Annotated in this window: 28 protein-coding genes; 13 read left to right on the top strand and 15 right to left on the bottom strand. The window is 63.8% G+C overall.

The window, feature by feature from the left end; all coding sequences use genetic code 11:
- Positions 1-16 precede the first annotated feature (16 nt).
- The 11 genes from coxB to Q0Y42_RS02960 all read left to right on the top strand — a co-directional run bounded on the left by coxB (position 17) and on the right by Q0Y42_RS02960 (position 10,248).
- Entirely contained in the window at positions 17-979 is a 963-nt protein-coding gene (gene coxB / locus Q0Y42_RS02910) for a cytochrome c oxidase subunit II (RefSeq protein WP_297799987.1), read from the top strand.
- Positions 980-1,000: 21 nt separating this feature from the next.
- Complete coding sequence (gene ctaD, locus Q0Y42_RS02915; RefSeq protein ID WP_297799989.1) at positions 1,001-2,644, top strand: cytochrome c oxidase subunit I; 1,644 nt, start codon at positions 1,001-1,003, stop codon at positions 2,642-2,644.
- A gap of 69 nt (positions 2,645-2,713) precedes the next feature.
- Positions 2,714-3,682, top strand: coding sequence for a heme o synthase (locus Q0Y42_RS02920; RefSeq protein ID WP_297799991.1), 969 nt, complete (start codon positions 2,714-2,716; stop codon positions 3,680-3,682).
- 5 nt (positions 3,683-3,687) lie between these two features.
- Positions 3,688-3,930: a hypothetical protein gene (locus tag Q0Y42_RS02925; protein ID WP_297799993.1), complete on the top strand. Its 243-nt coding sequence runs from the start codon at positions 3,688-3,690 to the stop codon at positions 3,928-3,930.
- A 1-nt stretch (position 3,931) separates the two neighbouring features.
- The gene (locus Q0Y42_RS02930) at positions 3,932-4,498 is read left to right on the top strand and encodes a cytochrome c oxidase assembly protein (RefSeq protein WP_297799995.1); all 567 of its coding nucleotides are present in this window, start codon (positions 3,932-3,934) and stop codon (positions 4,496-4,498) included.
- Positions 4,499-4,582: 84 nt separating this feature from the next.
- Complete coding sequence (locus Q0Y42_RS02935) at positions 4,583-5,461, top strand: cytochrome c oxidase subunit 3 (RefSeq protein WP_297799997.1); 879 nt, start codon at positions 4,583-4,585, stop codon at positions 5,459-5,461.
- A 72-nt stretch (positions 5,462-5,533) separates the two neighbouring features.
- Positions 5,534-5,902 (top strand): DUF983 domain-containing protein, encoded by a 369-nt coding sequence (locus Q0Y42_RS02940; protein ID WP_297799999.1) that lies wholly within the window; start codon positions 5,534-5,536, stop codon positions 5,900-5,902.
- Positions 5,902-6,648, top strand: coding sequence for an SURF1 family cytochrome oxidase biogenesis protein (locus tag Q0Y42_RS02945; RefSeq protein ID WP_297800001.1), 747 nt, complete (start codon positions 5,902-5,904; stop codon positions 6,646-6,648). Before Q0Y42_RS02940 ends, Q0Y42_RS02945 begins: the two co-directional genes overlap by 1 nt.
- Positions 6,645-7,937, top strand: a complete 1,293-nt coding sequence (locus tag Q0Y42_RS02950; RefSeq protein WP_297800061.1) for a pitrilysin family protein — start codon at positions 6,645-6,647, stop codon at positions 7,935-7,937. The genes Q0Y42_RS02945 and Q0Y42_RS02950 overlap by 4 nt, the downstream gene beginning before the upstream one ends.
- Before the next feature lie 18 nt (positions 7,938-7,955).
- Positions 7,956-8,564 (top strand): GNAT family protein, encoded by a 609-nt coding sequence (locus tag Q0Y42_RS02955; protein ID WP_297800004.1) that lies wholly within the window; start codon positions 7,956-7,958, stop codon positions 8,562-8,564.
- A gap of 46 nt (positions 8,565-8,610) precedes the next feature.
- Positions 8,611-10,248, top strand: a complete 1,638-nt coding sequence (locus Q0Y42_RS02960) for a bifunctional diguanylate cyclase/phosphodiesterase (protein ID WP_297800008.1) — start codon at positions 8,611-8,613, stop codon at positions 10,246-10,248.
- Between the two features lie 9 nt (positions 10,249-10,257).
- Here Q0Y42_RS02960 and Q0Y42_RS02965 read toward each other — a convergent pair whose 3' ends face one another.
- Entirely contained in the window at positions 10,258-10,854 is a 597-nt protein-coding gene (locus tag Q0Y42_RS02965; RefSeq protein ID WP_297800011.1) for a YqgE/AlgH family protein, read from the bottom strand.
- Between the two features lie 177 nt (positions 10,855-11,031).
- On the opposite strand from Q0Y42_RS02965, the gene Q0Y42_RS02970 reads away from it, so the two are divergent.
- Positions 11,032-11,517, top strand: a complete 486-nt coding sequence (locus Q0Y42_RS02970; RefSeq protein WP_297800014.1) for a peroxiredoxin — start codon at positions 11,032-11,034, stop codon at positions 11,515-11,517.
- A 65-nt stretch (positions 11,518-11,582) separates the two neighbouring features.
- Here Q0Y42_RS02970 and Q0Y42_RS02975 read toward each other — a convergent pair whose 3' ends face one another.
- The 5 genes from Q0Y42_RS02975 to Q0Y42_RS02995 form a co-directional block, all read right to left on the bottom strand.
- Positions 11,583-13,493, bottom strand: a complete 1,911-nt coding sequence (locus tag Q0Y42_RS02975; RefSeq protein ID WP_297800016.1) for an ATP-binding protein — start codon at positions 13,491-13,493, stop codon at positions 11,583-11,585.
- 94 nt (positions 13,494-13,587) lie between these two features.
- A complete protein-coding gene (locus Q0Y42_RS02980; protein WP_297800019.1) occupies positions 13,588-14,619 on the bottom strand; it encodes a quinone-dependent dihydroorotate dehydrogenase in 1,032 nt (343 codons plus the stop codon).
- Complete coding sequence (locus Q0Y42_RS02985; RefSeq protein WP_297800021.1) at positions 14,619-14,969, bottom strand: DUF952 domain-containing protein; 351 nt, start codon at positions 14,967-14,969, stop codon at positions 14,619-14,621. Before Q0Y42_RS02985 ends, Q0Y42_RS02980 begins: the two co-directional genes overlap by 1 nt.
- Before the next feature lie 15 nt (positions 14,970-14,984).
- Positions 14,985-15,482, bottom strand: coding sequence for a histidine phosphatase family protein (locus Q0Y42_RS02990; RefSeq protein WP_297800024.1), 498 nt, complete (start codon positions 15,480-15,482; stop codon positions 14,985-14,987).
- On the bottom strand, positions 15,470-16,291 hold the full coding sequence (locus Q0Y42_RS02995; protein WP_297800027.1) for a methyltransferase domain-containing protein: 822 nt from the start codon (positions 16,289-16,291) through the stop codon (positions 15,470-15,472). Before Q0Y42_RS02995 ends, Q0Y42_RS02990 begins: the two co-directional genes overlap by 13 nt.
- Positions 16,292-16,337: 46 nt before the next feature.
- Between Q0Y42_RS02995 and gloB the strand changes: the two genes are divergently transcribed.
- The gene (gene gloB, locus Q0Y42_RS03000) at positions 16,338-17,063 is read left to right on the top strand and encodes a hydroxyacylglutathione hydrolase (protein WP_297800029.1); all 726 of its coding nucleotides are present in this window, start codon (positions 16,338-16,340) and stop codon (positions 17,061-17,063) included.
- 6 nt (positions 17,064-17,069) lie between these two features.
- Here gloB and Q0Y42_RS03005 read toward each other — a convergent pair whose 3' ends face one another.
- The 9 genes from Q0Y42_RS03005 to Q0Y42_RS03045 form a co-directional block, all read right to left on the bottom strand.
- The gene (locus Q0Y42_RS03005) at positions 17,070-17,936 is read right to left on the bottom strand and encodes a DUF4908 domain-containing protein (RefSeq protein WP_297800031.1); all 867 of its coding nucleotides are present in this window, start codon (positions 17,934-17,936) and stop codon (positions 17,070-17,072) included.
- A 49-nt stretch (positions 17,937-17,985) separates the two neighbouring features.
- On the bottom strand, positions 17,986-18,711 hold the full coding sequence (gene phbB / locus Q0Y42_RS03010) for an acetoacetyl-CoA reductase (RefSeq protein WP_297800033.1): 726 nt from the start codon (positions 18,709-18,711) through the stop codon (positions 17,986-17,988).
- A 136-nt stretch (positions 18,712-18,847) separates the two neighbouring features.
- Positions 18,848-20,209 (bottom strand): glutamate--cysteine ligase, encoded by a 1,362-nt coding sequence (locus tag Q0Y42_RS03015; RefSeq protein ID WP_297800035.1) that lies wholly within the window; start codon positions 20,207-20,209, stop codon positions 18,848-18,850.
- A gap of 66 nt (positions 20,210-20,275) precedes the next feature.
- Complete coding sequence (locus tag Q0Y42_RS03020) at positions 20,276-20,995, bottom strand: 16S rRNA (uracil(1498)-N(3))-methyltransferase (RefSeq protein ID WP_297800038.1); 720 nt, start codon at positions 20,993-20,995, stop codon at positions 20,276-20,278.
- A 45-nt stretch (positions 20,996-21,040) separates the two neighbouring features.
- A complete protein-coding gene (locus Q0Y42_RS03025) occupies positions 21,041-21,235 on the bottom strand; it encodes a hypothetical protein (protein ID WP_297800040.1) in 195 nt (64 codons plus the stop codon).
- A 323-nt stretch (positions 21,236-21,558) separates the two neighbouring features.
- On the bottom strand, positions 21,559-21,843 hold the full coding sequence (locus Q0Y42_RS03030) for a hypothetical protein (RefSeq protein WP_297800042.1): 285 nt from the start codon (positions 21,841-21,843) through the stop codon (positions 21,559-21,561).
- Between the two features lie 135 nt (positions 21,844-21,978).
- On the bottom strand, positions 21,979-23,142 hold the full coding sequence (locus Q0Y42_RS03035; protein WP_297800043.1) for an acyl-CoA dehydrogenase family protein: 1,164 nt from the start codon (positions 23,140-23,142) through the stop codon (positions 21,979-21,981).
- A 116-nt stretch (positions 23,143-23,258) separates the two neighbouring features.
- Positions 23,259-25,040, bottom strand: a complete 1,782-nt coding sequence (locus Q0Y42_RS03040) for an acyl-CoA dehydrogenase C-terminal domain-containing protein (protein ID WP_297800046.1) — start codon at positions 25,038-25,040, stop codon at positions 23,259-23,261.
- 2 nt (positions 25,041-25,042) lie between these two features.
- The gene (locus Q0Y42_RS03045) at positions 25,043-25,531 is read right to left on the bottom strand and encodes a MerR family DNA-binding transcriptional regulator (RefSeq protein WP_297800048.1); all 489 of its coding nucleotides are present in this window, start codon (positions 25,529-25,531) and stop codon (positions 25,043-25,045) included.
- Between the last annotated feature and the right edge of the window lie 68 nt (positions 25,532-25,599).

Genomic DNA, 25,599 nt, shown 5'->3' on the forward strand with positions numbered 1-25,599 from the left:
TGCTGCAGAACGGTTTATGAGGACTTCTCGAATGGGGATGGGCACGCGAGCGAAAACGCGGTTCGGGGCGGGTATCGCCACGACTGCGCTTGGCGCATTCGTCGCTGCGCCGACTTGGGCGCAAGAACTTGTGGGGCAGCCGACCCCGGGCGGTATTGGTCTTCAGGCGGCAGCATCGCCTCTGAAGCATCAGGTACACTTCTTCCACCAGGCTGTGCTGCTGCCGATGTGCGTCGGTATCAGCCTTTTGGTGCTGGGCCTGCTGCTGTGGATCATTGTCCGCTATAACAAACGTGCAAACCCGGTGCCGGCCAAGTTCAGCCACAACACCACGATCGAAGTGATCTGGACGGTTGTTCCGATCCTGATCCTGATGGTGATTGCGCTGTTCTCGTTCCGCCTGCTGTTCTCGTACGAGAACATGCCGGAGCCGGACGTCCGCGTTAAGATCACGGGCAACCAGTGGAACTGGGCCTATGAGTATCCGGACCACAAGGTGCCGGAATACATCTCGAACATACTGCCGGAAGACAAGACGACCAAGCAGCTGTACCGTCTGGCCGCTGACCAGCCGATCGTTGTGCCGGTGGGCGCGACCGTCGAACTGCTGATCACCGCCGCCGACGTGATCCACGCTGTGGCCGTTCCGGCCTTCGGCGTGAAAATCGACGCCATCCCGGGCAAGACCAACCACACCTGGTTCAAGGCCGAGAAGACCGGCATCTACTATGGCCAGTGCTCGGAACTGTGCGGTGTCGACCACGCCTTCATGCCGATCCAGGTCAATGTTGTGACCCAGGCAGAGTTTGAAGCATGGGTTGCCTCTAAGGGCGGCTCCATGCCGGGTTCGGAGCCTGCGGCTCCGGCCGCTGCTCCGGCTGCCGCCGAAGCCGCTGCCCCGGTTGCTGCAGACGCTGCTGCCCCGACCGAAGCCCCGACCGAAGCTGCTGCAGCCCCGGCTGCGGCAGCGGCCCAATAATAGATTTGCGAGAGCACACTCATGGCTAGCGCTAGCGCAACAGACAATCACATGCCGGGGTTCTTCACCCGTTGGTTCTTCTCGACCAACCACAAGGACATCGGCGTTCTTTATCTCATCTTCGCCATCTTCACCGGTCTGGTGGGTGGTGCCCTGTCGGGCCTGATCCGTTGGGAACTGGCAGAGCCGGGTATCCAGCTGTTCAAGGAAGGCACGATCATCCAGCAACTGGGTATCGTGGAAGCCTCCAAGCACGGCTTTAACGTCACGGTCACGGCCCACGCCCTGATCATGGTGTTCTTCGTGGTCATGCCGGCCACGATGGGCGGTTTCGCCAACTACTTCACGCCGATCATGATCGGTGCGCCGGATATGGCCTTCCCGCGTCTGAACAACATCTCGTTCTGGATGCTGGTTGCCGCCTTCATCATGCTGTGCATCTCGATGTTCGTGGACGGTGGTCCGGGCCGCGGCTTCGGCGGTGGCTGGACGGCCTATCCGCCGCTGTCGACCATGGGCCACGCCGGTCCGTCGTTCGACATGGCCATCTTTGCCCTGCACATCGCCGGTATCTCGTCGATCCTGGGTTCGATCAACTTCATCACCACCATCTTCAACATGCGCGCGCCGGGCATGACCCTGCACCGCATGCCGCTGTTTGCGTGGGGTGTTCTGATCACCGCCTTCCTGCTGCTGCTGTCGCTGCCGGTTCTGGCTGGTGCCATCACCATGCTGCTGACCGACCGTAACTTCGGCACCTCGTTCTTCGATCCGGCCGGCGGCGGTGACCCGGTCATGTACCAGCACCTGTTCTGGTTCTTCGGTCACCCGGAAGTGTACATCATGATCCTGCCGGGCTTCGGCATGATCTCGCACATCGTCTCGACCTTCTCGAAGAAGCCGATCTTCGGCTACCTCGCCATGGCCTACGCCATGGTCGCCATCGGCTTCATCGGCTTCATCGTGTGGGCTCACCACATGTACACGGTCGGTATGTCGATCGAGCTGCGCACCTACTTCGTCGCTGCCACCATGATCATCGCGGTTCCGACCGGCGTTAAGATCTTCTCGTGGATCGCGACCATGTGGGGTGGTTCGCTGACCTTCAAGACCCCGATGCTGTGGGCTATCGGCTTCATCTTCCTGTTCACCGTCGGTGGTGTGACCGGTGTGGTGCTGTCGAACGCCGGCATGGACTACTCGCTGCACGACACCTACTACGTCGTCGCCCACTTCCACTATGTGCTGTCGCTGGGTGCCGTCTTCTCGATCTTCGCCGGTTTCTACTACTGGTTCGAGAAGATGTTCGGCGTGAAGTACAACGAGTTCCTGGGCCAGCTGCACTTCTGGATCATGTTCGTCGGTGTGAACGTGATCTTCTTCCCGCAGCACTTCCTGGGTCTGCAAGGCATGCCGCGTCGTTACATCGACTATCCGGAAGCCTACTCCCTGTGGAACCACGTCTCCTCGATGGGCTATCTGATCACCATCGTCGGCGTCGGCGTCTTCCTGATCATGCTTCTGGAAGCGGCTATCCGTCGTCGTCCGGCAGAAGCCAACCCGTGGGGCGAGGGTGCAACCACCCTGGAGTGGACCCTGTCCTCGCCGCCTCCGCACCACCAGTTCAACGAACTGCCGGTGGTGAAGGCGGACGACCACCACTAATCCCTCTCCCGGGATAAAAAATGGAGAGGCCGCCCTTTCGGTGATACGGAAGGGCGGCCTTCGCCTTATATGAGTATGACCCAGCACCAAGCCCCCCTTATTTCGACCGCCCAGCCGGAAGACTTCTTCCAGCTTCTGAAGCCGCGCGTGATGTCGCTGGTCGTGTTTACGGCTGTGACCGGACTGATCGCTGCACACGGGCATCTGGCGATCCTGAACGCGGTCGTGGCCGTGATCTGTATTGCTGTGGGGGCAGGGGCTGCTGGCGCGCTGAATATGGCCATCGAGGGCGAGACAGACGCCCTGATGCGCCGCACCCGTGGCCGCCCCGTTGCGGCAGGCCGCGTACGCAAGAACGACGCCATGGCTTTCGGCGTCATTCTGTCGGTCTTTTCGGTCATGCTGCTGGGCATGACGACCAACTGGCTGGCCGGTGGCCTGCTGGCCCTGACCATCGTCTATTACGCCGTTTTCTATACGATGATGCTGAAGCGCCGGACGCCGCAGAATATCGTCATTGGCGGCGCGGCGGGGGCCTTCCCGCCGGTGATCGGCTGGGCGGCCGCGACGGGCGCTGCACCGTGGCAGGCCTGGCTGCTGTTCCTGATTATCTTCCTGTGGACCCCGCCGCATTCTTGGGCGCTGGCACTGTATTCGGCGGGCGACTATGCCAAGGCCGGTATCCCGATGATGCCTGTGGCACGCGGGGCCAAGTCCACCCGTCTGCAAATCCTGCTCTACACCCTGATCTTTGTGCCGGTGGCGATTGCGCCGACCTTTGTGGGTCTGGGCGGCGTCATCTATGGGGTGGTGTCGATCGTGGGCGGTGTGATGTTCCTGTATCTGGCGCTGCGCCTGTGGCGCTCGCGTGCGGGCGACCAGCCTGACAAGGCCGAGGCCGTGGGGCGAGAAGCCGCATTGTATGACGTGCGCGCCGAGGCCAAGCCTGCCCGTAACCTGTTTGCTTTTTCCATCCTGTATTTGATGGCGCTGTTCTCGGCTCTCTTGGTCGAGCAACTGCCGCTGATCGGAGCCTAAGTCTGATGACCCAGTCCCAGCCGGAGTTCGTAAAGCTGACCGACGAGCAGGTCCGCGCGCGCAAGCGTCGTAACGTGGCCATCGCTCTGGGCCTGCTGGTGTTTATCGCCACCGTCTATGCGATCACCGTGTCGCGCATGCACGCCAATAACGAAGCCCGCAAGGCCGCCGATGCGGCCGCCAACGCTGCAGCTGGCGCTGTACCCTCCACTCCGCAAGCGGAAGTGGCCGTCGCGGAGCGTCCGTAAGATGGCGGCGGGGGAGGACAACAGCCGCAAGGCTGCGGCCCGCAAGAACTGGGTCGCGATCGCCTGTGTGTTCGGTGTGATGGCGATGACCGGTGCGGCCTTTGCGGCGGTTCCGCTGTACCGTCTCTTCTGTCAGGTGACAGGCTTTGGCGGCACGGTGTCCCAAGCCACCGAGGCCCCCAAGGAAGTACTGGACCAGATGGTGACGATCCATTTCGACACCAATGTCCGCAACCTGCCCATGACCTTTGTGCCGGAGCAGACCACCCAGCGCGTGCGCATCGGTGAAACCGGCATGGCCTATTTCAAGGTCAAGAACACCTCGGATGAGCCTATCCACGCTACGGCTGCTTACAATGTCGTGCCTGACAAGGCCGGTCCTTACTTCCAAAAGCTCCAGTGCTTCTGCTTCGAAGGGCAAGTGATTGCCCCCGGTGCCGAGGTGGTCTTTCCCATCCAGTATTTCGTAGCGCCGGAAATGGCGACGGATCGGGAAGGCCGCGGGATCAAGGAAATCACGCTGAGCTACACGTTTTACCCAACCAAAGGTTTTGATCCTGCGGTTTAAGCCTCAATAGGCATTGGCAAAGCCGGATAGGCAACGCTATAGGCCTAGATAACTCGACTCTTGCCTTAATTCAGAGACCCTGGAATGGCCCACGCGAAACCACAACACGACTACCACCTGGTTGACCCCAGCCCCTGGCCGCTCGTCACCTCGATGACCGTTGTGGTCATGCTGACCGGCGCCGTCATCTGGATGAAGGGCATGTTCGGCCTGCCGGAAGGCACCAAATGGGTGTTCTTCATCGGTCTGGCCGGTGTTCTGTACTCCATGTTCGGCTGGTGGCGCGATGTCATCAAGGAAGGCCAGCAGGGCGACCACACGCCGGTCGTTCAACTGGGTCTGCGCTATGGCATGATTATGTTCATCGCCTCGGAAGTCATGCTGTTCGCCAGCATCTTCTGGATGTTCTTCGACATGGCGATCTTCAACGAAGCCCGCACCCTGATCCCGGAATACGGCAACTGGACCGACACCGCTGCGGCGTGGTCGACCTGGCCGCCGAAGGGCGTCGAGCTGCTGGATCCGTGGAGCCTGCCGCTGCTGAACACCGTGATCCTGCTGCTGTCGGGCACCACGGTGACCTGGGCGCACCATGCCATCATCAAGGGCGACCGCAAGGGTGCCAAGCTGGGTCTGTGGTTGACCGTCGGTCTAGGTGCGATCTTCACCGCCATCCAAGCCTATGAGTACTACCACATCATCCATGGCCACCTGTTCTTCAACGAAGAGGCCCTGAACTCGAAGCTCTATGGCTCGCTGTTCTTCCTGGCCACCGGCTTCCATGGCTTCCACGTTCTGGTGGGTACCGTCTTCCTGGCCGTCTGCCTGCTGCGTCTGTATCTGGGTGAGAACCACCTGACCCCGCAGAAGCACTTCGGCTTCGAAGCTGCCGCCTGGTACTGGCACTTTGTGGACGTGGTCTGGCTCTTCCTCTTCGCCTTCCTCTACGTCGTTTACGGCTGATAGGCGCAGACCAAATCTGATATCAGAACGGCGCGGAGCTTCGGTTCCGCGCCGTTTTCTTTTGGGTACCGTATGGACACGAGCGAACACAGGCTGAGGGGGAAGGCCGCCGTCTGGGCGGGCGTGCGCGGGCGCTGTCCCAACTGTGGGGAAGGGCGGCTGTTTTCCGGCTGGCTCAAGGTCGAGGCGCGATGCGCGGCCTGTGACTTTCCGCTGCGCGAGATCGAGACGGGCGACGGGGCGGCGACCTTCATCATGCAGATCACGGGCGCAACCGTGGGCATGGCGGCGGTGGCGTTCAATCTGGCCTATCGTCCGCCGCTGTGGCTCAACCTCGTGATTTGGGTGCCCTTGGTCATACTGGTGGCGGGGGGCTTGATGCGCCCCGGAAAGGGGTTGATGACGGCCCTGAATATGCTGCGAACCCGCAAGGATCCCTGATGTCGAATGATCCCTCCAAGGCGGCACGCCCGCGCTTTCCCGTCGTGCTGACGGTGCTGACGGCGGCATCGCTGGTGGCGCTGGTGTCGCTGGGCACATGGCAGGTCCAGCGGCTTCAGTGGAAAGAGGACCTGATCGCCGCGGCGGACAGGGCGGCCGGGACGCCGCCTGCGCCCGTGGATCAGGTGCTGGCGTCCGACGCGCCCGAGTTCCGCAAGGTGATGATGGTGTGCCGCGGGCTGAACACCGCCCCCTTTGTCGAGCTGCGCTCTATCGAGGAGGGCCAGCCGGGCTTTCGCCTGATCTCTGCTTGTCCGCTGGAGGACGGGCGCGCCATTCTGGTGGACCGTGGCTTCATCGCGCAGGAACTGACGGCGCGGCCTGTGGTGCGGGCGGGCGACACCATGCCGGTGTCATTCGTGGGCGTGGTCCGAGAGGTCGTGAAGCCGTCCAGCATGACGCCGCCGCCGGAGGGCAATGTCTTCTTCGGGCGTGATGCCGCCGCCATGGCGAAGGTGCTGGATGTGACGGGCGAACTGTCGCCGTGGCTGGTCTATGCAGAGAGCGATGTGAACCCCGAGGTCGAGGGCCTGCATCCGTCGGTGCCGCCTGCCGCTTTCAGCAACAACCACGCCGGATATGCGGCGACATGGTTCGGCCTCGCTGTTGTCCTGATCGGGGTCTATATAGGGCTGCTTCGCCGTCGCCTGATGCGACCGACCGATCTGCAAGGAAATACCCCCTGACTGTCCGCCTTCACACGCTGTCCAACGGCGTACGCCTGATCTGTGATCCTCTGGCCGAGCGCCGCACCTTTGCCCTGAACGTTGCCGTTGCCGGTGGCGCACGGATGGAAAGCGAGGCGCAGTCGGGCTGGTCGCACTTCCTGGAACATCTGGTGTTCAAGGGCGCAGGGGACATGGGCGCGCGCGATATCGTGGAGCGGATCGAGGCCACGGGCGGCACGATCAATGCGGCCACAGGCTATGAGCGGACCGCCTTTGACGTGCGCGGCGTCGATGGTGCGCTGGAACTGTCGATGCAGGTGCTGTCGGACCTTGTGTTCCGTCCGACGCTCGATCCGGTCGAGCTGGAGCGCGAGAAGGATGTGGTGGCGCAGGAGATCGCCGAGGCGTTCGATACGCCCGACGACCACGTCTTTGAAATGGCGCAGGCCACGGCCTTCTTCGATCAGGCGCTGGGGCGTCCGATTCTGGGTTCGGTCGAGAGCCTGAAGCCGGTCACGCGCGAGATGATCTCGGCATGGCGGGCGGCGCTGTATTCACCGGAGCGGATGGTGGTGTCCGTATCGGGCGGCGTGGACGAGGACGACTTCCTCAAGATGGCCGAGACGTGGTTCGGCAGCGAGGTGGCCGGTCCTGCTCCCGTAGTCGAGGATGCGGCCTTTATCGGCGGCGAGGCCCGCATGGCCCGCAAGATCGAACAGGCCAATCTGGTCTTTCAGCTGCCGTCCCCTGCGGCGACGTCGAATCGCATTCCGACCGCGCGGCTGTTCACCGAGATCTTGGGCGGCGGCATGGCCTCGCGCCTGTTCCAGTCGGCCCGCGAGGAGCGGGGGCTGGCCTATGCCATCGACGCCTATATGGAGCCGTATAACGATATCGGCCTGATCGGCATCTATGCCGGTGCGGCGGCCGAGCGTTCGGAAGAACTGGCCAAGGTGTGCGCCGAGGAGGTCGTGACACTGGCTACCGATGGCCCGACCGAGGCGGAACTTCAACGCGCCAAGGCGGTGATGAAGGCCGGTCTGTGGATGGCAGATGAAAGTGCGGCCAACCGTTCGGGCCGTCACGCGACGCAGGCGCTGGTCTGGGGCCGTCCGGTGCCGTCGGACGAGCTGGCCGATTCGCTGGAAGCGGTAACGGCGGACGATATGCGTGATTTCGGGCGTGATCTGCTGGCCCCGGGGGTATCCGCGACGGCGGTTTTGGGGCCAAAGGCGGCGATCAAGGCCGGAAAAGCCTTTGCATCCACAGTTGAAGCGGCGTCTGCGGGCTTTCGCAGCCAGCCCTGAACGGCGTAAACAGGATCGATGGCCCTGTTTGATTGGAAGTCAGAACACGAGGGGCCCGTTCTTGAGGGAGCGGGTGTGGTTCTGCGCCCGCCACGGCCATCCGACTATCTGGAATGGGCGACTATCCGCGAGGCCTCGCGCGATTACCTGCAACCGTGGGAGCCCGCGTGGTCGGTCGATGACCTGTCGCGCGCGGCCTATAAGCGCCGTCTGCAGGTCTATGCCCGCGAGATGGAGCTTGGCACGGCCTATCCGTTCTTTGTGATGGACGCCCAGACCAACGCTCTGGTGGGGGCCATTACCCTGTCCAACATCCGCCGCGGTGTCGCCGAGACGGGGACGCTGGGCTACTGGATCGGGCAACCCTATGCGGGCGAGGGACGCGGGACGGCCGCCGTGGGGGCCATGCTGCAGTTCGCCTTTGGCGATCTGAAGCTGCATCGGGTCGAGGCGGCCTGTGTGCCGCACAACCATGCCTCGCAGCGCGTGCTCGAGAAATCGGGTTTCCGCCGCGAGGGACTGGCCAAGGCTTATTTGAAAATTAACGGCCTTTGGGCAGACCATATCCTGTTTGCAGTTCTGGAGTCCGACCTAGGGGGGCGGCCGCGGCCAGAGCGCATCGTATGAGGCGGATTTGAACAGCCGTTCGAGAGTTATGGCTTGGGACCCTTCTATGGCCCTCGAGGCTCTGGCGGCTGCCGAGTCGGCGCTGTGGGTCTGGACGCCGGCACAGGACAGCATCAGCTTTGGCGGGGCGACCCTGTCGCTGGGGCTGGGGCCTCTGGCACCCGAATGTTCCGCCGCGACCTTTGTCGCCATGGCCTTGCCGCAGGACCGTGCGCTGGCCGAGCGCCTGCTGAAGCCGCGCGAGGAAGGCACCGAGATTTCCGTCAGATTGCGTATGCGCGGGTCCGAGACCTGTCTGTGGCGCGGGGTCTGGCTTGAGGACGGCCTGAGGGCCGCAGGCATTGTGACGCTGGAACACCGGATGGCGGGGACGGGGATGTGTCCGCTGACCCATCTGTTGGACCGTCGCAGCTTCCTTGGCCGTGTGGCCGAGACTTTGACGACGCCGGGTGACTATGAACTGGTTGTCGCCGATCTGGACCGTTTGAAGCGGTTGAACGAGGCGCTGGGGCCGGAGAGGGCGGATCTGGTGCTGTCCACGCTGGGGTCGCGTCTGTCGACCGCCTTTCCGTGTGAATGTGCGCCCGCCCGTATCGGCGAGGACGAGTTCGCTGTCTTTGTGAAGCGCGACCGTCTGGCCAGCGTCAATGCGACGGCAGAGCGGCTGCGCGAGGCGCTGGAACTGCCGATGTCGGTGGCGGGCTATGACATTTATCCGACCGTCGCCATCGGGGCGGTGACCTGTGAAGGCGGGCCGGAGGCACCGGCAGCCGGAGAGTTGCTGCGACGGGCCTCGCTGGCGCTGGAGCGGGCCAAGGCCGCAGGGCGCGGCGGTGCGGCGGCCTATGGCCGTGCGCTGGAGAATGACAGCCTGTCGCGTCTGGCGCTGGAGAGCGAGCTTCGCAACGCCTTCAGCCGTGGCGAGATCGAACCCTTTTATCAGCCGATCGTGAACCTCTCTACGGGGGCGGTGGCCGGTTTCGAGGCCCTCGCGCGTTGGCGTCACCCGCAGCGCGGACTGGTGCCGCCGGACGAGTTCCTGTCCCTGACCGAGGAAATGGGTCTGATGGGCGAGCTGGGTCTGGTGATGATGCGTCAGGCGGCGCGTCAGCTGGCCGAGTGGCTGGCCCGCCATCCGTCGGCAGGGTCGCTGTTCTGCAGCGTGAACCTGTCGGTGGGCGAGATCGAGCGTCCGCATCTGGTGGAAGACGTGGCCGACATCATCGGCACCAGTGGTCTGCCCAAGGGGGCGCTGAAGCTGGAAGTGACCGAGAGCGATATCATGCGCGATCCGGTGAAGGCCGCCGCTGTGCTGACATCGCTGCGCGAGGTCGGGGCGTCGCTGGCGCTGGATGATTTCGGCACCGGCTTCTCGTCGCTGTCCTATCTGGCGCGTCTGCCGTTCGATACGCTGAAGATCGACCGCTATTTCGTTCTGACCATGGACAAGGACGAAAGCTCGGCCAAGATCGTGCGCTCGGTGGTCAACCTCGGGCGCGACCTGTCGCTGGAAGTGGTGGCCGAGGGGGTAGAGAACGCCAGCCTCGCCTATCTGCTCGTGCAGGACGGCTGTCACTACGGGCAGGGCTTTGGCTATGCACCGGCGCTGTCGGCGCAGGAGGCCGAGGTCTATCTCAATGAATCGCTGGCCGACGGTGCGGCCCCGATCAAGGCGCGCAGCTAGGCCTTCAGATCAGGCGCGACCGCCCTGTGGCGACAGGTTGGCGGCGTCGATGCCCAGCTTGGCCAGCGCACGGCTCCATTTGCTGGCGTGGTCGTCGTCGAAAATGAAGGACGGGTCCGCTTCCATCGTCAGCCAGACATTGTCGTTCAGTTCGTCTTCCAGTTGGCCCTCGTCCCATCCGGCATAGCCCAGCACCAGCTGCGAGCGGGCGGGGCCGGTGATCTCGCCCATGGCGATCAGGGCTTCGCGTGTGCCGGTGACGGCCAGGCCGCCCTCGATGCGCAGGCTGGTCGATTCGCTGAACCAGTCATCGGTGTGCAGGACAAAGCCGCGCTCTTGCTCGACCGGGCCGCCGATCAGGACGGGACGGCCATCGGCCCCCTGGGTCGGGGTTTCCAGCTTTTCCAGCACAAAGGCCAGATCGACGCCCGGCGCGGGCATGTCCAGCCGCAGCCCCATGGCGTGTTCGTCATCATGGGTGCAGATCAGGATGACGGCATGCTCGAAACGCTCGTCATCGATCCCGGGCATGGCGACCAGCAGTTGGCCGGCCAGCGATGGCCAGTTGGGAGCAGCGATGTCGTCGTGGGGGGAAACTGAACTCATACCCCTATAGTTGGGTCAGAGGGCCGTCGAGGCAAGTGGGACGACTTGCCTCGCCCGGAAATCGACAATCGACATGCAGATTTATGGTCGCGGTGACTTGGCGAAGAGGGTTCGGCCTCTATGTTGTTTGGGAAACTGTTGCCGGATGTGCTGGCGACGGTATGCGGAGGAAATCCCATGACCATCCAGATCGGCGACCGTCTTCCTGACGTCAAACTGACCCGCGCCACGGCCGAAGGCCCCCAGCCGGTGAACTCGGCAGAGTTTTTCGCGGGCAAGACCGTGGCCCTGTTCGCGGTGCCGGGTGCCTTTACCCCGACCTGCTCGGTGCGCCACCTGCCGGGCTATAAGGACAATCTGTCGGTGCTGAACGAAAAGGGCGTCGATGTCGTGGCCTGTGTTTCGGTCAACGACGCCTTTGTCATGAAGGCCTGGGCCGAGGCCAATGGCCTGAACGGCGACGACATCGTCATGCTGGCCGACGGCAATGGCGAGTTCACGGACGCTCTGGGTCTGGCGCTGGATGCCACCGGATTTGGCATGGGCAAGCGCTCGCAGCGCTATTCCATGCTGGTCAAGGACGGCGTCGTGGAGAAGCTGAACGTCGAGCAAGGCGGCGAGTTCAAGGTCTCGTCGGCAGAGTTCCTGATCGGCGAACTGTAAGCGTCAGAGCCGTTAGAGCTTGAAGAAGGAGCGTCCGGATACGGGCGCTCCTTTTTTCTTGCGCGTCAGGCGGCGGCCTGTTGTTCGGCTTTTTCCAGTGTCGCCTGAAGGGTGGCGATGAGGCTGGCAGGGGTCAGGGGTTTGGACAGATAGGCCGTCATGCCGGCGGCGGCACAGGCCATCTGGTCCTCGGGCGCATTGTCCGCGGTGACGGCGATGACAGGGGTGGAGGCGTTCGGACCGCCCGCCTTGCGAAGGCGGCGGGTGGTCTCGCGGCCATCCAGTTCGGGCATCCGCACGTCCATGAAGATGACGTCAAAGGGCGTGTGCGAGGCCAGTTCCAGCGCCGTGCGGCCATCGGCGGCCATGCTGATATCGCAGTCGAAGGATTGCAGGATGAGCTGGATGGCGCGGCGGTTGATCTCGTGGTCGTCGACGACGAGGACGCGCAGCGGTGTGTCGTTGAGACTGTCGTTCTCGGCTGTCTCGGCAGAGACGGGGGCGGGTGCGGGATCTGGCGCGGCGACGGGCGCTGCTGTCGGGGCCGGAGCCTGAACCTGTGCGGGCGTTTGGATGGCCTCAACCGGCACGATGCGCGGGATATAGGGCGCGGCACGTTCGGGCGCCTGGACGGGCAGGGCGCTGGCTTCGGCCTCGGGCAGGGTGACGGCCACGGTGAAGATGGTGCCACGGCCGGACTGGCTGCGAGCGGTCAGGCGTCCGTCCATCAGGCGCATCAGGTCGCGGCAAATGGACAGGCCCAGTCCCGAGCCGCCCTGCATGGCGCTGGGGTCGGCGGATACCTGTTCGAACGGGGTGAAGAGGCGGGCGAGCTGATCCTCGGACATGCCGCTGCCGGTGTCCTCGATCTCGATGATCAGGGCGAGGTTCTCGGCTTCGTCGCGGAAGCTGGAGGTCCGAAGGGTGATGGTCCCCTCGGTCGTGAATTTCAGCGCGTTTGAGATCAGGTTGTTCAGCACCTGACGCAGGCGCATCTCGTCGCCGATGAGTGCGCGGGGCAGGTCGCGCTGGGTTTCCAGACGTAGCTTCAGCCCCTTGGCGCGGATGGCGGGATGCCACAGGCGCACAGTCTGGGCGATCATGCGGCGCAGGTCGAACGGCTGGGCGCTCAGGGTCAGGCGACCGGCATTGATACGGGCCTGATCGAGCAGGTCGTTCAGCAGGCTGTTCATCATCTTTCCGGCGTCACTGATCAGGGCCAGCTGCTGGCGACCGCCTGCGCTCAGATCGTGCTGCAGGCTGTCGGCACCCGTGGTGATGGCGGTGATGGGCGTGCGAAGTTCGTGGGCGATGGTGGCCAGAAGATTGGTGCGCGCGGTCACGGCGGCCTCGGCCTCGATCCGTTTGCGCTCGGCCAGCTCATAGGCCTGGCGTTGGGCACGGTCGGCTTCGTGCTGGCGACGGGCCGCGACCTGACAGATGCCGAGGAAGACGACGCAAGCCGTTCCGACCGCCAGCATGGTGTTCTGGTCCGCCCCCAGTTGGCGCACGAAGAACGGGGCCGCCAGCAGGGTGACGGCACACGGCGTGGCGGTCAGGGCGACGACACGCAGGGACGATGCGCCATGGGTGACGGACTGGACGATCCCGGCGGCCAGATAGATGACCGCGCAGATGCCGCCATAGACACCGCCGACATACCACAGCGGCAGGGCCATCCACGCAAAGGTGGTGGAGGAGGTGAAGAGGATGGAATCGTAGAGGAAGCCCCTGAGCCCGCGCGGACCTGAATCCCCTTGCGCGAACTGGGTGCGGATGACGTAGCGTTCCATCAGCAGCACGACCAGATAGGCACAGAGCCAGCCCAGAATGGGCGCTATGCCGATGATCGGTGCCGTGACAACAGCGGCGGCAGCCGCCGCGCAGACGCGATGGCTGATCGTGCGATGGCGTGAAGCAATGGCATTGCTCCAGCCATAAGGATGGGTCTGCGTTGAATCACTGGCCAAGGCCATGGTCCCCCACGCTCCTGTTTCAACAGGATTTTTGGTCCCCCGACCGATCCTGTGGGCAGGAGTATGCGCGATGAGCCCTAATGGACTGTCAACGTTATGCGGAAATTGCTTCCGACAGTGAGGTGAAGCCGTCTGCCTTCAGGCGGGCCAGCAGGTCGCGCTTGATATCCGTCACAAGCGACGGGCCGCGATAGACCAGAGCCGAATAGAGCTGGACCGCCGATGCACCCATGCGGATGCGTTCATAGGCCTCTGCACCGCTGTCGATACCGCCGACGGCGATCAGCGGCAGACGGCCTTGGGAAGCCTCGGCTGCCGCTTGCAGGGCGCGGCGGGCGAAAGGCTTGATCGGCGCACCCGACAGGCCGCCCGTCTCGCCCTTGAAAGACGACTTCAGATGGTCGGGGCGTTCCAGCGTGGTGTTGGAGACGATCAGGGCGTCGATCCTGTGGGCCAGCGAGGCCTCTACGATCATGCCGATCTCCTCACCGATCAGGTCGGGCGCGATCTTGAGAAAGACCGGAGCGCCGTCCGACGGGCGGGCTTCATTGATGCGGCCCAGAAGGTCGTCCAGCGCCTCGCGGCCCTGAAGGGCGCGCAGGCCTGGCGTATTGGGCGAGGAGATGTTGACGGTGAAATAGTCGGCAAGACCCGCCAGACGCTTCAGGCCGGTGACATAGTCGGCAGCCTTGTCCTCGGTTTCCTTGTTGGCACCGAGGTTGGCACCGATCGGCACGCCGCGCGGGCGGTCTTTCAGGCGGGCGGCAAAAGGCTCGAGCCCATCGTTGTTGAAGCCCATGCGGTTGATGACGGCCTGATCCTCGACCAGGCGGAACAGGCGGGGCTTGGGATTGCCCGGCTGGGCACGGGGGGTGACCGAGCCACATTCCACGGCACCAAAGCCCATGCGGGCGAGGCCGTGCAGGGCTTCGCCGTTCTTGTCCAAACCTGCGGCCAGACCGACAGGGTTGGGGAAGGTCAGGCCCGCAATCGTGACAGCCAGCGCGGGATCATCCTTGGGCGCGGCGAGCAGGGGCACCAGCCGCGCGGCATGGATGGCAGCACGGTGGGCTATCTCGGGGTCGAGGCGGCGAAGCAGGGCAGTGCCCAGATCGGTAGCGGGCATCAGTCAGCCTGTTCGGGAAGGATCATTTCGCCGCTGTCGGTGACCGACAGCGGTTGGGCCCCGAACGTCGCCGTGACGGGCAGGGGGCCATAGATGTGCGGAAACAGGGCACCGCCACGGGACGGTTCCCACACGAGAGTGTCGCCGAGGGCATCGAGGTCGACCTCGACCAGCATCAGGTCCGACTGGCCCGCATAGTGTTTGGCCGCCGTGCCTTCCAACTGGTCCAGAGTGGACAGGTGGATATAGCCGTCGGCCTTGTCGACGACGGAGCCGTTGTACTGGCCCTCGGCAAGGGCTTGGCGCCAGTCTGATGCGGAGAGGATCTTGAACGCCTTGGTCGGCAGCATTGCGGTGCCCTTAGGTTACACGGACGCTGGGGTCAGCCAGCCTTCGTAGGAGGGGCGGCCTGCGGCATCCACGGTGAAGACGGCGCAGCCACCGGTGGGGAAGCCGCCGGCAAAACGGTCCAGAACAGCGGGCGAGGCGGCGCTTTCGATCAGGTAATCGACGGCCAGCTGATGGATGCCCGGATTGTGGGCCAGCACCATGACGCAGCCCTCATTGTCCTCGTTGATCTCGACCTCGTCGCGCAGGGTGCGGGCGGGAGCATCGTAGAGGTGGTCCAGAACCTGAACCTCGACATCGCCGATGGCGTCCTGAACCTGTTCCCACGTCTGCTGGGTGCGGACGGCGGCGGAGACGAGCGCCAGATCGGGGCGGAAGCCGCGCTCGGCCAGAGCCTTGCCCATGCGGGCGGCGTCCTGAAGGCCTTTGGGGGTGAGGGGGCGATCTTTATCGCCGCCACCTTCGGGGGCGCGGCCATCGGCCTCGGCGTGACGCATCAGGATCAGTCGGTGCATGGATCGCCCACATAGAGGGGTTCGGCCCGTTGGACCAGATGCGAACGGCGTGTGGCGGCATCCGTCGCGGACATCTTTGCGTGAGGCAGGGACCGCGCGCCGACCGGATTGAGGGCAGGAACGGGATTGAGCGCGGTGATCGCATTGCCGCGCGGTCGCGAGCGGGCATAGGTGCGGCGGCCCGCCTCCAGCATGATCAGGCCCGCGGTGCCGGGCAGGATCAGGCGGCCAAACTGTTCGATCCCCTCGGCCAGAGGCAGGGCGGCGCGCCACGGCGGGGTGTACAGCGCCTGTGACCATGCGCGCGGTTCCAGTCCGGAGCGGCGGATCAGGCCCTCCATCTGTTTGCGCGACGACGGACGGCCATGGCCGAAGGGCGTGCTTTCGGTTCGTGCCCAAATGCCGCCGCGTGCCGCCGACACCACGATCACGCGGCCATTGGGTGACAGGACGCGGCTGACTTCATTCAGCAGGGCCTGAGGATCGTCGGCCTCCTCGATGGCGTGGACCAGCAGCACGCGGTCGAACAGGCCCGAAGGGAACGGCAGGGCGCGGTCATCCACCAGAGTGGTGCGGTTGCGGGCGGCGGCCACCCATGGCTCGGCCCCCTGACCACCCGGCATGGCGGCGATGACGCGGCGTGCGCCCGTGAACTGGCCCAGCCAAGGCGTGGCATAGCCCAGTCCAAGGATGTCGCAGTTGTCGGCGGTGCCCCATGCGTCGTCCAGCCTCTGGGCTAGAATGCGGCGGACCAGCGCCCCCTTGGGGTCGCCGTAAAAGGCCCGAAGCTCGTCTACACTGCGCCGCATGACAGCACTATAGGCTGATGCGGGGGGGATCGGCTAGGATGGCGATATGACGCTCAGCATCCGACAGTTCCCGTGCCGCTCTGACAACTATGGCTTTCTGGTCCGCGACGAGGCGACCGGAATGGTGGCGGCGGTCGATACGCCCGATGCACAGGCCATTCTGGATGATCTGGCCGCGTCGGGATGGGGGCGGCTGGACCTGATCCTGAACACCCACTGGCACCCCGATCACACCGAGGGCAATGAGCGCCTGAAGGCGGAGACCGGCTGTGTCATCTATGGGCCGGAAGAGGTAAGGCGCGCGGCACCGCTGGATCACGTGGTCCATGACGGGGCCGAGGTGAAGCTGGGCGAGACGGTCTTCCGCGTGGCCGAGGCCCCCGGACACACGCTCGGCCACGTGGTCTTCCATGCGGTCGAGGAGAAGGTCGCGTTTGTGGGGGATGTGATGTTTGCGCTGGGCTGTGGCCGTCTGTTTGAAGGCACGCCCGAGCAGATGTGGGAGAGCCTGCAGCACATTGCGTCGTGGGACGAGGCGACGGCCGTTTATTGCGCGCATGAATATACGGCATCGAATGCGCGGTTTGCCCTGAGCCTGTCGCAGGAGCCGGAGCTGGTGGCCCATTGCGAGGCGATCTTTGCCAAGCGCGAGCGGGGCGAGGCCACAGTGCCGACCTCGGTGGGCGTGGAGAAACGCTTCAACCCGTTCCTGACGGCAGATGTCGCGACCTTCGCCGAGCGCCGCGCCGCCAAGGATGGCTTTAGCGGCTGATCCGGATCAGTCCTGCGGGATGATGGCGCGGATGATACGGGCAGACGACGGGCGACCCGCTGCGCCCCGCGAGGGATCGACCACGATCCGCAGCTCGCCGCGCTGATAGGTCACGGCCGAGCGGCCACCCTCGACGATAGTGATGACGCGAAGGCGATCAAGGAAGGGCTTGGCGCTGGGCGAGCGGGCGATGCGGATGACGGTATCGGTCGCCACAATCAGGGCTTCGAGGCACAGGGCCTCCGAGCCGTCGCCGGAGACATTGATCTGGACCAGACGGCCCAGAGCGTCACTGATGAGGCCCGAGCGGCGCGTCATCAGGTTGAACATCTGGACCGGACCCAGAGATTGCGGCTCGAGGTTCGGGGCGGTGCCGCCCAGCGAAGAGACGGGCGAGCCGCCCGGACTGCGCGGCGAATAGAGGGTCAAGCCACCGCCGGAGGTCACACGCAGGACCTGCGCGCCCGCATCGTTGCGATAGATGGTGTCGCCGCGCGGTGCCGAGGACGGGCGCAGCACCCACGTCTCGTTCGAGCGGTCAAAGCGCAGCAGCAGCAGATTGCCGGAATGGCCCAGCGCAAAGGTCTGGCCCGTCGCCGCCGTATAGCGGCCGGGAGCAGGGGTGGTGCGCGTGACGGGCTGGGGCCGGACCGGGCGCTCATATTCGTAATGGGCGTGGCCGCGAATGGCGTTGGCGGTCTGCTGGGCATGGGCCGAGGGTGCACAGCACAGAAGAACCGACGCGGTACACAGGCCAAGGCTGAGCATCGCAACCGCACTGTGTTGGGCGCGCAAAATAGCGTCCGGAACGGTTGAGGTTCCGGCTTGCAGCGCACGCGGATTCTCCGCTTGAGGCACAGCCACACAGGTCATGGGGTTATTTGTCCGCCTGCGGCGCGGCAGATTTTAGGCAAAACACGCGTCACCCTACGAGGTACTGGCCCCCGTTGAGAGAGAGGGTGCAGCCTGTGACATATCCAGCACGCTCGCCGGACAGCCACGCGACCATATCGGCGATTTCCTCGCCCTTGCCAAGGCGCCCGACCGGAATCTGGGCGATGATGCCTTCAAGGACCTTGGGATCCATCGCATCGACCATGTCGGTGTCGATATAGCCCGGCGCGATACAGTTGACCGTCACACCCTTGCGGGCGTTCTCCAGCGCCAGAGCCTTGGTAAAGCCGATCATGCCCGCCTTGGCGGCGGAATAGTTGGCTTGGCCGATCTGGCCCTTTTGGCCGTTGATCGAGGAGATGTTGACGATACGGCCCCAGTTGCGGTCACGCATGCCGTTGATGACCTGACGGGTCATGTTGAACACCGAATCCATGTTCACACGGATGACCTCGGACCACTGTTCGGGCTGCATCTTGTGGAAGAAGCCGTCGCGGGTGATGCCGGCATTGTTCACCAGCACATCGACAGGGCCAAAACGTTCCTCGACCTCGGCGACGGCGCGGGCGCAGTCCTCGAACGAGCCGACATTGCCCTTGACCACCATGACGCCCAGTTCCTCGGCCGTCTGGCGGGCAGCTTCGTCATTGCCGGAATAACCGGCGGCGACCTGAAATCCGTCTTCCTTGAGGCGTTGGACGATGGCCTTGCCAATCCCTCGGGTTCCACCGGTCACAAGTGCGGTACGCGCCATAGCTAGCCCCTCCCGAATGCGTGAGTTCACGCTGTTCTAGAAAGACTTAGCGTCGAAAACCGGCAGTCGGCAAGGGCCATGCGCGTGCAGGCAGGCTTGCCGTTATGAACAAGCTGTGACCGGCCGGAGAGGTGGGTCAGTAGGCGAAGTCGCGGTAGAGGCGCGACAGGTCGCCCTTCCACTCGCCGTTGTACAGGTCCAGCAGGCGCTCGGCGGGGGTGATGCCGCTGTCGGCGATCTCTTCCAGCTCGCCGAGGTAGCCGCGCTCGTCCACCATGCCGGCGGACAGGCGGTTGCGGTTCTTCAGGCCGTCCTTGGCGATGGCAACCATGTCCACGGCCACGTCGCGGACGCTGCGGCCATTGACCTCGGCCTTCAGGCCCAGGCGCGTGACATCGCGGCGCAGGCGCTCGTGGTCCTCGATCGCCCAGTCCTTGCACAGGTCCCATGCGGCAGCCAGCGACGGCGCGTCATAGAAGATGCCGGTCCACAGGGCGGGCAGGGCGCAGATACGGCTCCACGGGCCGCCGTCGGCACCGCGCATTTCGAGGTACTGTTTCAGGCGAACCTCGGGGAAGAGGGTCGTCAGGTGGTCGGCCCAGTCCTTGATGGTGGCGCGCTCGCCCGGAAGGGCATCGACCTTGCCGTCCATGAAGGCGCGGAAATCCTGACCCGACAGGTCGTGGTAGGTGTCGCCGCGCTTGGCGAAATACATCGGCACGCCCAGTGCGTAATCGACATAGCGTTCATAGCCGAATCCGTCCTGGAAGACGAAGTCCAGCATGCCGGTGCGGTCGGGGTCGGTGTCGGTCCAGACATTGGCCCGCGAGGACAGGAAGCCGCTGGGCTTGCCCTCGATGAAGGGGCTGTTGGCGAACAGGGCCGTGGCGATGGGTTGCAGCGCCAGCGAGGTGCGGAACTTCATCACCATGTCGGCTTCGTCGGCGAAGTCGAGGTTGGCCTGAATGGTCGAGGTCCGCAGCATCATGTCGAGGCCCAGCTTGCCCTTCTTGGGCATGTAGGTGCGCATGATGTTGTAGCGGCCCTTGGGCATGACCGGCACGTCCTCGCGTTTCCACATCGGGTCGAAACCGACGCCGAGGAAGCCGAGGCCGATCTGGTCGGCCACCTGTTTGACCTCCATCAGGTGCTGGCCGGTCTCGTTACAGATGTCGTGCATGGTGGCCAGGGGCGCACCTGACAACTCGAACTGGCCACCCGGTTCAAGGCTGATGGAGGCGGAAAAGCCCTCGGCATTCTTGCGCTCAAGAGCGATGACGTTCTCGCCCTCATAGACCGGAGCCCAGCCGAAGCGGGTCAGGCCGTCGAGCATGGCCTTGATGCCATTGCCGCCCTCATAGGCCGGACGGCGCAGGGTCGAACGGTCGAAGCCGAACTTTTCATGCTCTGCACCCACGCGCCACTGGTCGGCGGGCTTTTCGCCACGGCTGATGGTTTCGATCAGCTGTTCTTTGGTGAGCGGCGCGTAATCAGCCATGTGTAACCCCTGTAGTTGCGGGTTAGATGCGCAACCCGCGCCCGCTTCACAAGCCCCTTTGGAAACTTATCGTTCCCAATCCCCAACCGCGTATTGCCACAGCGTCATGGCAGAGATGGCGGCGGTGTCGGCGCGCAGGATGCGCGGGCCAAGCGAGACGGCGGTGGTGAAGGGCAGGGCGCGCAGCATTTCGCGCTCTTCGGGCGAGAAGCCGCCCTCGGGGCCGATCAGGATCGACCAAGCGCCGCCTCCTGCTTTCTGGAGGGCGTCGATGGCCGGATCACCGCCCGTCTCGTCGCAGAACATCAGCTTACGGCCTTCGGGCCAGTCTTTGATGATGTCGGCCAGCTTTTTCGATTCATGCACGACCGGAACATCGAGGCGTCCGGTCTGTTCGGCGGCTTCCTCGGCGATGGCGTCGAGGCGGTCGAGGCGGATGCGTTCGGCATTGGTGCGTTGGGTGATGACCAGTTGCACGGTCTTGGCACCCAGTTCCGCGGCCTTTTCGACCACGGTCTCGACGCGGGCCTTTTTGATGCCCGCAAGGATCAGTTCCAGATCGGGGCCGAACGCCTGATCGCGGGTCTTTTCCACGCAGCGCAGGATCACGCCCTTTTTGAGGATTTCCAGCACCTCGGCCCGCCACTCGCCATCCTCACCGTTGAACAGCAGGAGGTCGTCGCCTTGTTTCAGGCGCATGACCTGCGTCAGATAGCGGGACTGGTCGAGGGTGGGGGCAACAGCATGGCCTTCGGCCAGCGGGGCAGTGACGTGCAGACGGATCATGGGCGCTGAATATCGCGCTTTTCGTCCATTTGGAAATGCACCGGATCAGGAAACAGGGCGCTGGGCCTGCTCATCCATATAGCGGGAGAAGGCGAGGGTGATTTCCTCGATGTCGTTGTAAAGGCCGGACTCATAGATTGGGACATCGAAGACGGCCGGCCCGTTTTTGACGAGCTTCATTTCGCGAAACGACAGCAGTCCGTCGGGGCGGGCGATGCATGATGCGGCGTTCGCGATCAAGTTCGTGGGTCCAGATGACCTGGGGCGCTTTGCCCCTGCGTGATGTCTGTTGCGGGCTTGGTCTCGTGGCGATCGACGCACTCTTGGCCAGCACGTTTTTGGCCCAGAGGATCAGCCTCTCCAGCGGGCCGGGTTCGATGATGGCCTTGTCGATCCTCTCATGAGGCCCATAGGCGCGTGACAGGAAGAACGTGGAGGGGGCCCTCGCGTTCACCCTGCGCATGGGGAAACGGGCGCGCAGGCTGGGTCGGCTGCGCGCCCGTTACGGGAGGCTCAACGGCGGGGGCTAAGGTGAAGAGCCTGCCGATTTGGGGGCTATGGCTTTACTGGGACGCGGGGACCACGCGCTGGGCCGCTTCGCCGACATTGTCGGCGGCATTGCCGATGCTTTCGGCAGCGCCGGCGATGGCGTTGCTTTCCACCTGCTTGCTTTGGCTCATGTTGAACAGGAAATAGCCGACGACGCCGATGGCGATGATGGCTACAAGAATACCCAGAATGCCCATGCCGCCACCGCTCTTCTCGGTCACGACGGTGGTGGGGGTCTCGTTTGTGGTGACGGTCTCTACGCTGCCGTCCGGGTGTTCAATGCGTCGCTCGGTAGACATTTGACATCCTCCTTGTCGATACAGGGCATAAGCGCGGCAGTGGAGGCTATTGTTCCGCTTATAGTTAAAATGCACACGGCCCGCAGGCGGTGACACCTGCGGGCCGTTGGTCGTTTCCGACTTTGATTTCGACGCTTACAGCGTGCGCGAGATCAGCAGCTTCATGATTTCATTGGTACCGCCGTAGATGCGCTGGACGCGGGCGTCCTTGTACAGTTGGGCGATCGGGTATTCGTTCATATAGCCATAGCCGCCGAACAGCTGGAGCATCTCGTCGATGGTCTCGCCCTGAATGTCGGTGACCCAGTATTTGGCCATCGACGCCGTGGCGGCATCCAGCTTGCCCTGCAGGTGTTGTTCGATGCAGTGGTTCACGAAGACGCGGGCGACGGTCAGCTTGGTCTTGACCTCGGCCAGTTTGAACTGGGTGTTCTGGAAGTCGATGACGCGCTTGCCGAAGGCCTTGCGTTCCTTGACGTAGGCAAGGGTAGCCTCAAGGCCGCGCTCGGCGGCGGCGCAGCCCTGAACGGCGATGTTCAGGCGTTCCTGCGGCAGTTGCTGCATCAGCTGGATAAAGCCCTGACCTTCGGAACCGCCAATGGCGTTTTCCAGCGGCACCTTCACATCGTTGAAGAACAGTTCGGAGGTGTCATTGGCCTCCATGCCGATCTTGTGCAGGTTGCGACCGCGCTCGAAGCCCTCGGCACCGTCGGTTTCAAGGCCGATCAGAGTGATACCCTTGCCGCCTTCGGACGGGTCGGTCTTGGCCACGACAATGATGAAGTTGGCCAGTTGGCCGTTGGTGATGAAGGTTTTGGAGCCGTTCAGCACATAATGGTCGCCGTTCTTGATGGCGGTGGTCTTCACACCCTGCAGGTCCGATCCGGCACCCGGCTCGGTCATGGCGATGGCCCCGACCAGTTCACCCGTTTGCAGGCGCGGCAGCCAGCGGGCCTTTTGCTCGGCCGTGCCGTAGTGCCAGATGTAGGGCATGACGATGGCGTTGTGCAGCGAGATGCCGAAATGGTCGGCACCCTGCCAGCCGAGCTGGTTCATGATCACCACCTCGTGGCGATAGTCACCGCCGAATCCGCCGTCTTCCTCGGGCATGGAGACGCCCAGAAGTCCGGCATCACCCGCCGCATTCCACAGGCCGCGCGGCACCGAGGAATCCGCGATCCACTGGGTCACCTTCTCGGGCGGGGCATGTTCGGCCACCCATTTGGAGACGCTGTCGTTGAACAGGATCAGGTCTTCGTCCTGCATGAAGGACGGGGTCGGCAGGTTCAGGGCGTTCATTGGCATTCCTCTCTGGCACCGTCCGCTCTTCTGGTGGCGGGCTGGTGGTGTCGGCAGGTCGTCGGGGTAAAGAAAAAGGGCCTTTCCGTTGGGGAAAGGCCCTTGTCCGTTTCAGCTTAGAAAGCCGAGGCTTCCAGGTCCATCAGGACTTCTGCGCCGGTCTTCAGCTTGGTCAGGTGCGCCGCGGCATCCGGCAGGATGCGCTCGACGAAGTAGCGGCCCGTCTTCAGCTTGTTGGCGTAGAACGGATCGGTGTCGCCTGCGTCGATCTTGGCTTGGGCAGCCTTGGCCATCTGCGCCCAGATGTAGGCGTAGGCGGTCAGGCCGAACAGGTGCAGGTAGTCGGTCGAGGCGGCACCGGCGTTGTCGGGGTTGGCCATGCCGTTCTGCATCAGCCACATGGTGCCTTCTTGCAGCTTGGCCTTAGCGTCGGCCAGACCGTCGACATACGACTTGATGGCTTCGTTGCCCGAGTTTTCCGAGACGAAGGCGTCGATGTCGCCGAACCACGACATGATGGCGCGGCCGCCCTTGGCCGGCAGCTTGCGGCCAACGAGGTCCAGAGCCTGAATGCCGTTGGTGCCTTCGTAGATCATGGTGATGCGGGCATCACGCAGGTACTGCGAGGCCTGGAAGTGCTCGGTGTAGCCCGAACCGCCGTGAACCTGCATGCCCAGCGACGCGACGTGGAAGCCACGGTCGGTCAGGAAGGCCTTCAGGACCGGCGTGATCAGACCCATGTAGTCGTTGGCCTTTTGGGCAACGGCTTCGTCCTTGGAGTGTTGCAGGTCGGCTTGCAGCGCGGTCCACAGGATGAAGGCGCGACCGCCTTCGACATAGGCCTTCGATTCCAGCAGCATGCGACGCACGTCCGGGTGGACGATGATCGGGTCAGCCGGACCGTCCGGGTTCTTCGGACCGGTCAGCGAGCGCGACTGAAGGCGGTCGTTGGCGAACTCTACGGCGTGCTGATAGGCGGCGTCACCGATGGCCAGACCTTGCAGGCCGGTGCCGAGGCGGGCTTCGTTCATGACAACGAACATGTTGTTCATGCCGCGGCCTTCTTCGCCGATCAGCCAGCCCTTGGCGTTTTCGTACTGCATGACGCAGGTGGCGTTGCCGTGGATGCCCATCTTGTGCTCGAGGCCGACGCACTGGACGCCGTTGCGCTCGCCGATGTTGCCGGCGTCATCGACGTGGAACTTCGGAACGAGGAAGAGCGACAGGCCCTTGATGCCCGGAACCGCGCCTTCGACGCGGGCCAGAACGGTGTGGACGATGTTGTCGGCAAAGTCGTGCTCGCCGGCCGAGATCCAGATCTTCTGGCCCGAGATCGAATAGGTGCCGTCACCGTTCGGAACGGCCTTGGTGCGGACCAGCCCCAGATCGGTGCCGCACTGCGGCTCGGTCAGGTTCATGGTGCCGGTCCATTCGCCGGTCGCCATCTTCGGCAGCCACTTGGCCTTCAGTTCGTCGGAGCCATTGGCCTCGATGCCGTGGAAGGCACCGGCGGTCAGGCCCGGATACATGGAGAAGGCCGCCGAGGCAGCAGCCGTGAACTGGCCCACAGCCATCGAGATGATGGCCGGCAGGCCCTGGCCGCCGTATTCCGGATTGAAGGCCAGGCTGGTCCAGCCCGCCTCGACCATCTGCTGATAGGCTTCTTTCCAGCCCGTCGGGGTGGTGACGACGCCGTTCTCGATCTTGCAGTGCTCGATGTCACCGGTCTTGTTGATCGGAGCGATGACGCCGTCAGCGAACTTGCCGCCTTCCTCGAGGATGGCGTCGATCAGGTCGCGCGAGACGTCAGGATTGGTGAAGTGTTCGACGTAGTTTTCGACTTGCAGCACGTCGTGCAGCACGAACGAAAGGTCGCGGACCGGCGACTTATAGGCCATGATTAAGCTCTCGCTTTGAAGGGCTGATATTGGTTGTCGGGGTTGTTGAGACGCTCGCTCAACAAGTTGGCATAGGCATCCGCTCCGGGGAGAAGGTCCGGCCTGTGCTCGGCCAGTGTCTTCTCCATCCACGCGCAGGCTTCTTCCGCTGTTTCGATCGCACCCTGGATGTCCTCCAGCTGCTGCTTCAGCGCCTCGACACGCGCACGGTGGCGCGGAAGGGCGATGGCCATCTGGTGGACGTTGTTTTCCTTGCGGTCGTAGAGGTCCAGCATTTCCTGGATCTCCTGCAAGGTGAAGCCGATGCGCCTGCCGCGCATGATCAGCTTCAGACGGGCACGGTCACGCGCTGTATAGACGCGTGTCTGCCCCTTGCGAGCCGGAGTGAGCAGGCCCTTGTCCTCGTAGAAACGAAGAGCGCGGGCCGTAGCGCCAAACTCGCGGCACAACTGCCGGATGGAATAGGTGCGGTGATCGTCAGCGGTCGCCATACCGCTTAGATAACTTTACGTCCGCGTAAAGCGCAAGGGGTTTACGCGCACGTCAACGTAAGCTTTTT

Source organism: uncultured Brevundimonas sp., from assembly GCF_947305955.1.
In the GTDB taxonomy this organism is placed as follows: Bacteria; Pseudomonadota; Alphaproteobacteria; order Caulobacterales; family Caulobacteraceae; genus Brevundimonas.

What these genes read in the sequence shown, in the direction of transcription:
- coxB (WP_297799987.1), top strand. Translation starts at nt 17, where the DNA reads ATGAGGACTTCTCGAATGGGGATGGGCACGCGAGCGAAAACGCGGTTC.
- ctaD (WP_297799989.1), top strand. Translation starts at nt 1,001, where the DNA reads ATGGCTAGCGCTAGCGCAACAGACAATCACATGCCGGGGTTCTTCACC.
- Q0Y42_RS02920 (WP_297799991.1), top strand. Translation starts at nt 2,714, where the DNA reads ATGAGTATGACCCAGCACCAAGCCCCCCTTATTTCGACCGCCCAGCCG.
- Q0Y42_RS02925 (WP_297799993.1), top strand. Translation starts at nt 3,688, where the DNA reads ATGACCCAGTCCCAGCCGGAGTTCGTAAAGCTGACCGACGAGCAGGTC.
- Q0Y42_RS02930 (WP_297799995.1), top strand. Translation starts at nt 3,932, where the DNA reads ATGGCGGCGGGGGAGGACAACAGCCGCAAGGCTGCGGCCCGCAAGAAC.
- Q0Y42_RS02935 (WP_297799997.1), top strand. Translation starts at nt 4,583, where the DNA reads ATGGCCCACGCGAAACCACAACACGACTACCACCTGGTTGACCCCAGC.
- Q0Y42_RS02940 (WP_297799999.1), top strand. Translation starts at nt 5,534, where the DNA reads ATGGACACGAGCGAACACAGGCTGAGGGGGAAGGCCGCCGTCTGGGCG.
- Q0Y42_RS02945 (WP_297800001.1), top strand. Translation starts at nt 5,902, where the DNA reads ATGTCGAATGATCCCTCCAAGGCGGCACGCCCGCGCTTTCCCGTCGTG.
- Q0Y42_RS02955 (WP_297800004.1), top strand. Translation starts at nt 7,956, where the DNA reads ATGGCCCTGTTTGATTGGAAGTCAGAACACGAGGGGCCCGTTCTTGAG.
- Q0Y42_RS02960 (WP_297800008.1), top strand. Translation starts at nt 8,611, where the DNA reads ATGGCCCTCGAGGCTCTGGCGGCTGCCGAGTCGGCGCTGTGGGTCTGG.
- Q0Y42_RS02965 (WP_297800011.1), bottom strand. Translation starts at nt 10,854, where the DNA reads ATGAGTTCAGTTTCCCCCCACGACGACATCGCTGCTCCCAACTGGCCA.
- Q0Y42_RS02970 (WP_297800014.1), top strand. Translation starts at nt 11,032, where the DNA reads ATGACCATCCAGATCGGCGACCGTCTTCCTGACGTCAAACTGACCCGC.
- Q0Y42_RS02975 (WP_297800016.1), bottom strand. Translation starts at nt 13,493, where the DNA reads ATGGCCTTGGCCAGTGATTCAACGCAGACCCATCCTTATGGCTGGAGC.
- Q0Y42_RS02980 (WP_297800019.1), bottom strand. Translation starts at nt 14,619, where the DNA reads ATGCCCGCTACCGATCTGGGCACTGCCCTGCTTCGCCGCCTCGACCCC.
- Q0Y42_RS02985 (WP_297800021.1), bottom strand. Translation starts at nt 14,969, where the DNA reads ATGCTGCCGACCAAGGCGTTCAAGATCCTCTCCGCATCAGACTGGCGC.
- Q0Y42_RS02990 (WP_297800024.1), bottom strand. Translation starts at nt 15,482, where the DNA reads ATGCACCGACTGATCCTGATGCGTCACGCCGAGGCCGATGGCCGCGCC.
- Q0Y42_RS02995 (WP_297800027.1), bottom strand. Translation starts at nt 16,291, where the DNA reads ATGCGGCGCAGTGTAGACGAGCTTCGGGCCTTTTACGGCGACCCCAAG.
- gloB (WP_297800029.1), top strand. Translation starts at nt 16,338, where the DNA reads ATGACGCTCAGCATCCGACAGTTCCCGTGCCGCTCTGACAACTATGGC.
- Q0Y42_RS03005 (WP_297800031.1), bottom strand. Translation starts at nt 17,936, where the DNA reads ATGACCTGTGTGGCTGTGCCTCAAGCGGAGAATCCGCGTGCGCTGCAA.
- phbB (WP_297800033.1), bottom strand. Translation starts at nt 18,711, where the DNA reads ATGGCGCGTACCGCACTTGTGACCGGTGGAACCCGAGGGATTGGCAAG.
- Q0Y42_RS03015 (WP_297800035.1), bottom strand. Translation starts at nt 20,209, where the DNA reads ATGGCTGATTACGCGCCGCTCACCAAAGAACAGCTGATCGAAACCATC.
- Q0Y42_RS03020 (WP_297800038.1), bottom strand. Translation starts at nt 20,995, where the DNA reads ATGATCCGTCTGCACGTCACTGCCCCGCTGGCCGAAGGCCATGCTGTT.
- Q0Y42_RS03030 (WP_297800042.1), bottom strand. Translation starts at nt 21,843, where the DNA reads ATGTCTACCGAGCGACGCATTGAACACCCGGACGGCAGCGTAGAGACC.
- Q0Y42_RS03035 (WP_297800043.1), bottom strand. Translation starts at nt 23,142, where the DNA reads ATGAACGCCCTGAACCTGCCGACCCCGTCCTTCATGCAGGACGAAGAC.
- Q0Y42_RS03040 (WP_297800046.1), bottom strand. Translation starts at nt 25,040, where the DNA reads ATGGCCTATAAGTCGCCGGTCCGCGACCTTTCGTTCGTGCTGCACGAC.
- Q0Y42_RS03045 (WP_297800048.1), bottom strand. Translation starts at nt 25,531, where the DNA reads ATGGCGACCGCTGACGATCACCGCACCTATTCCATCCGGCAGTTGTGC.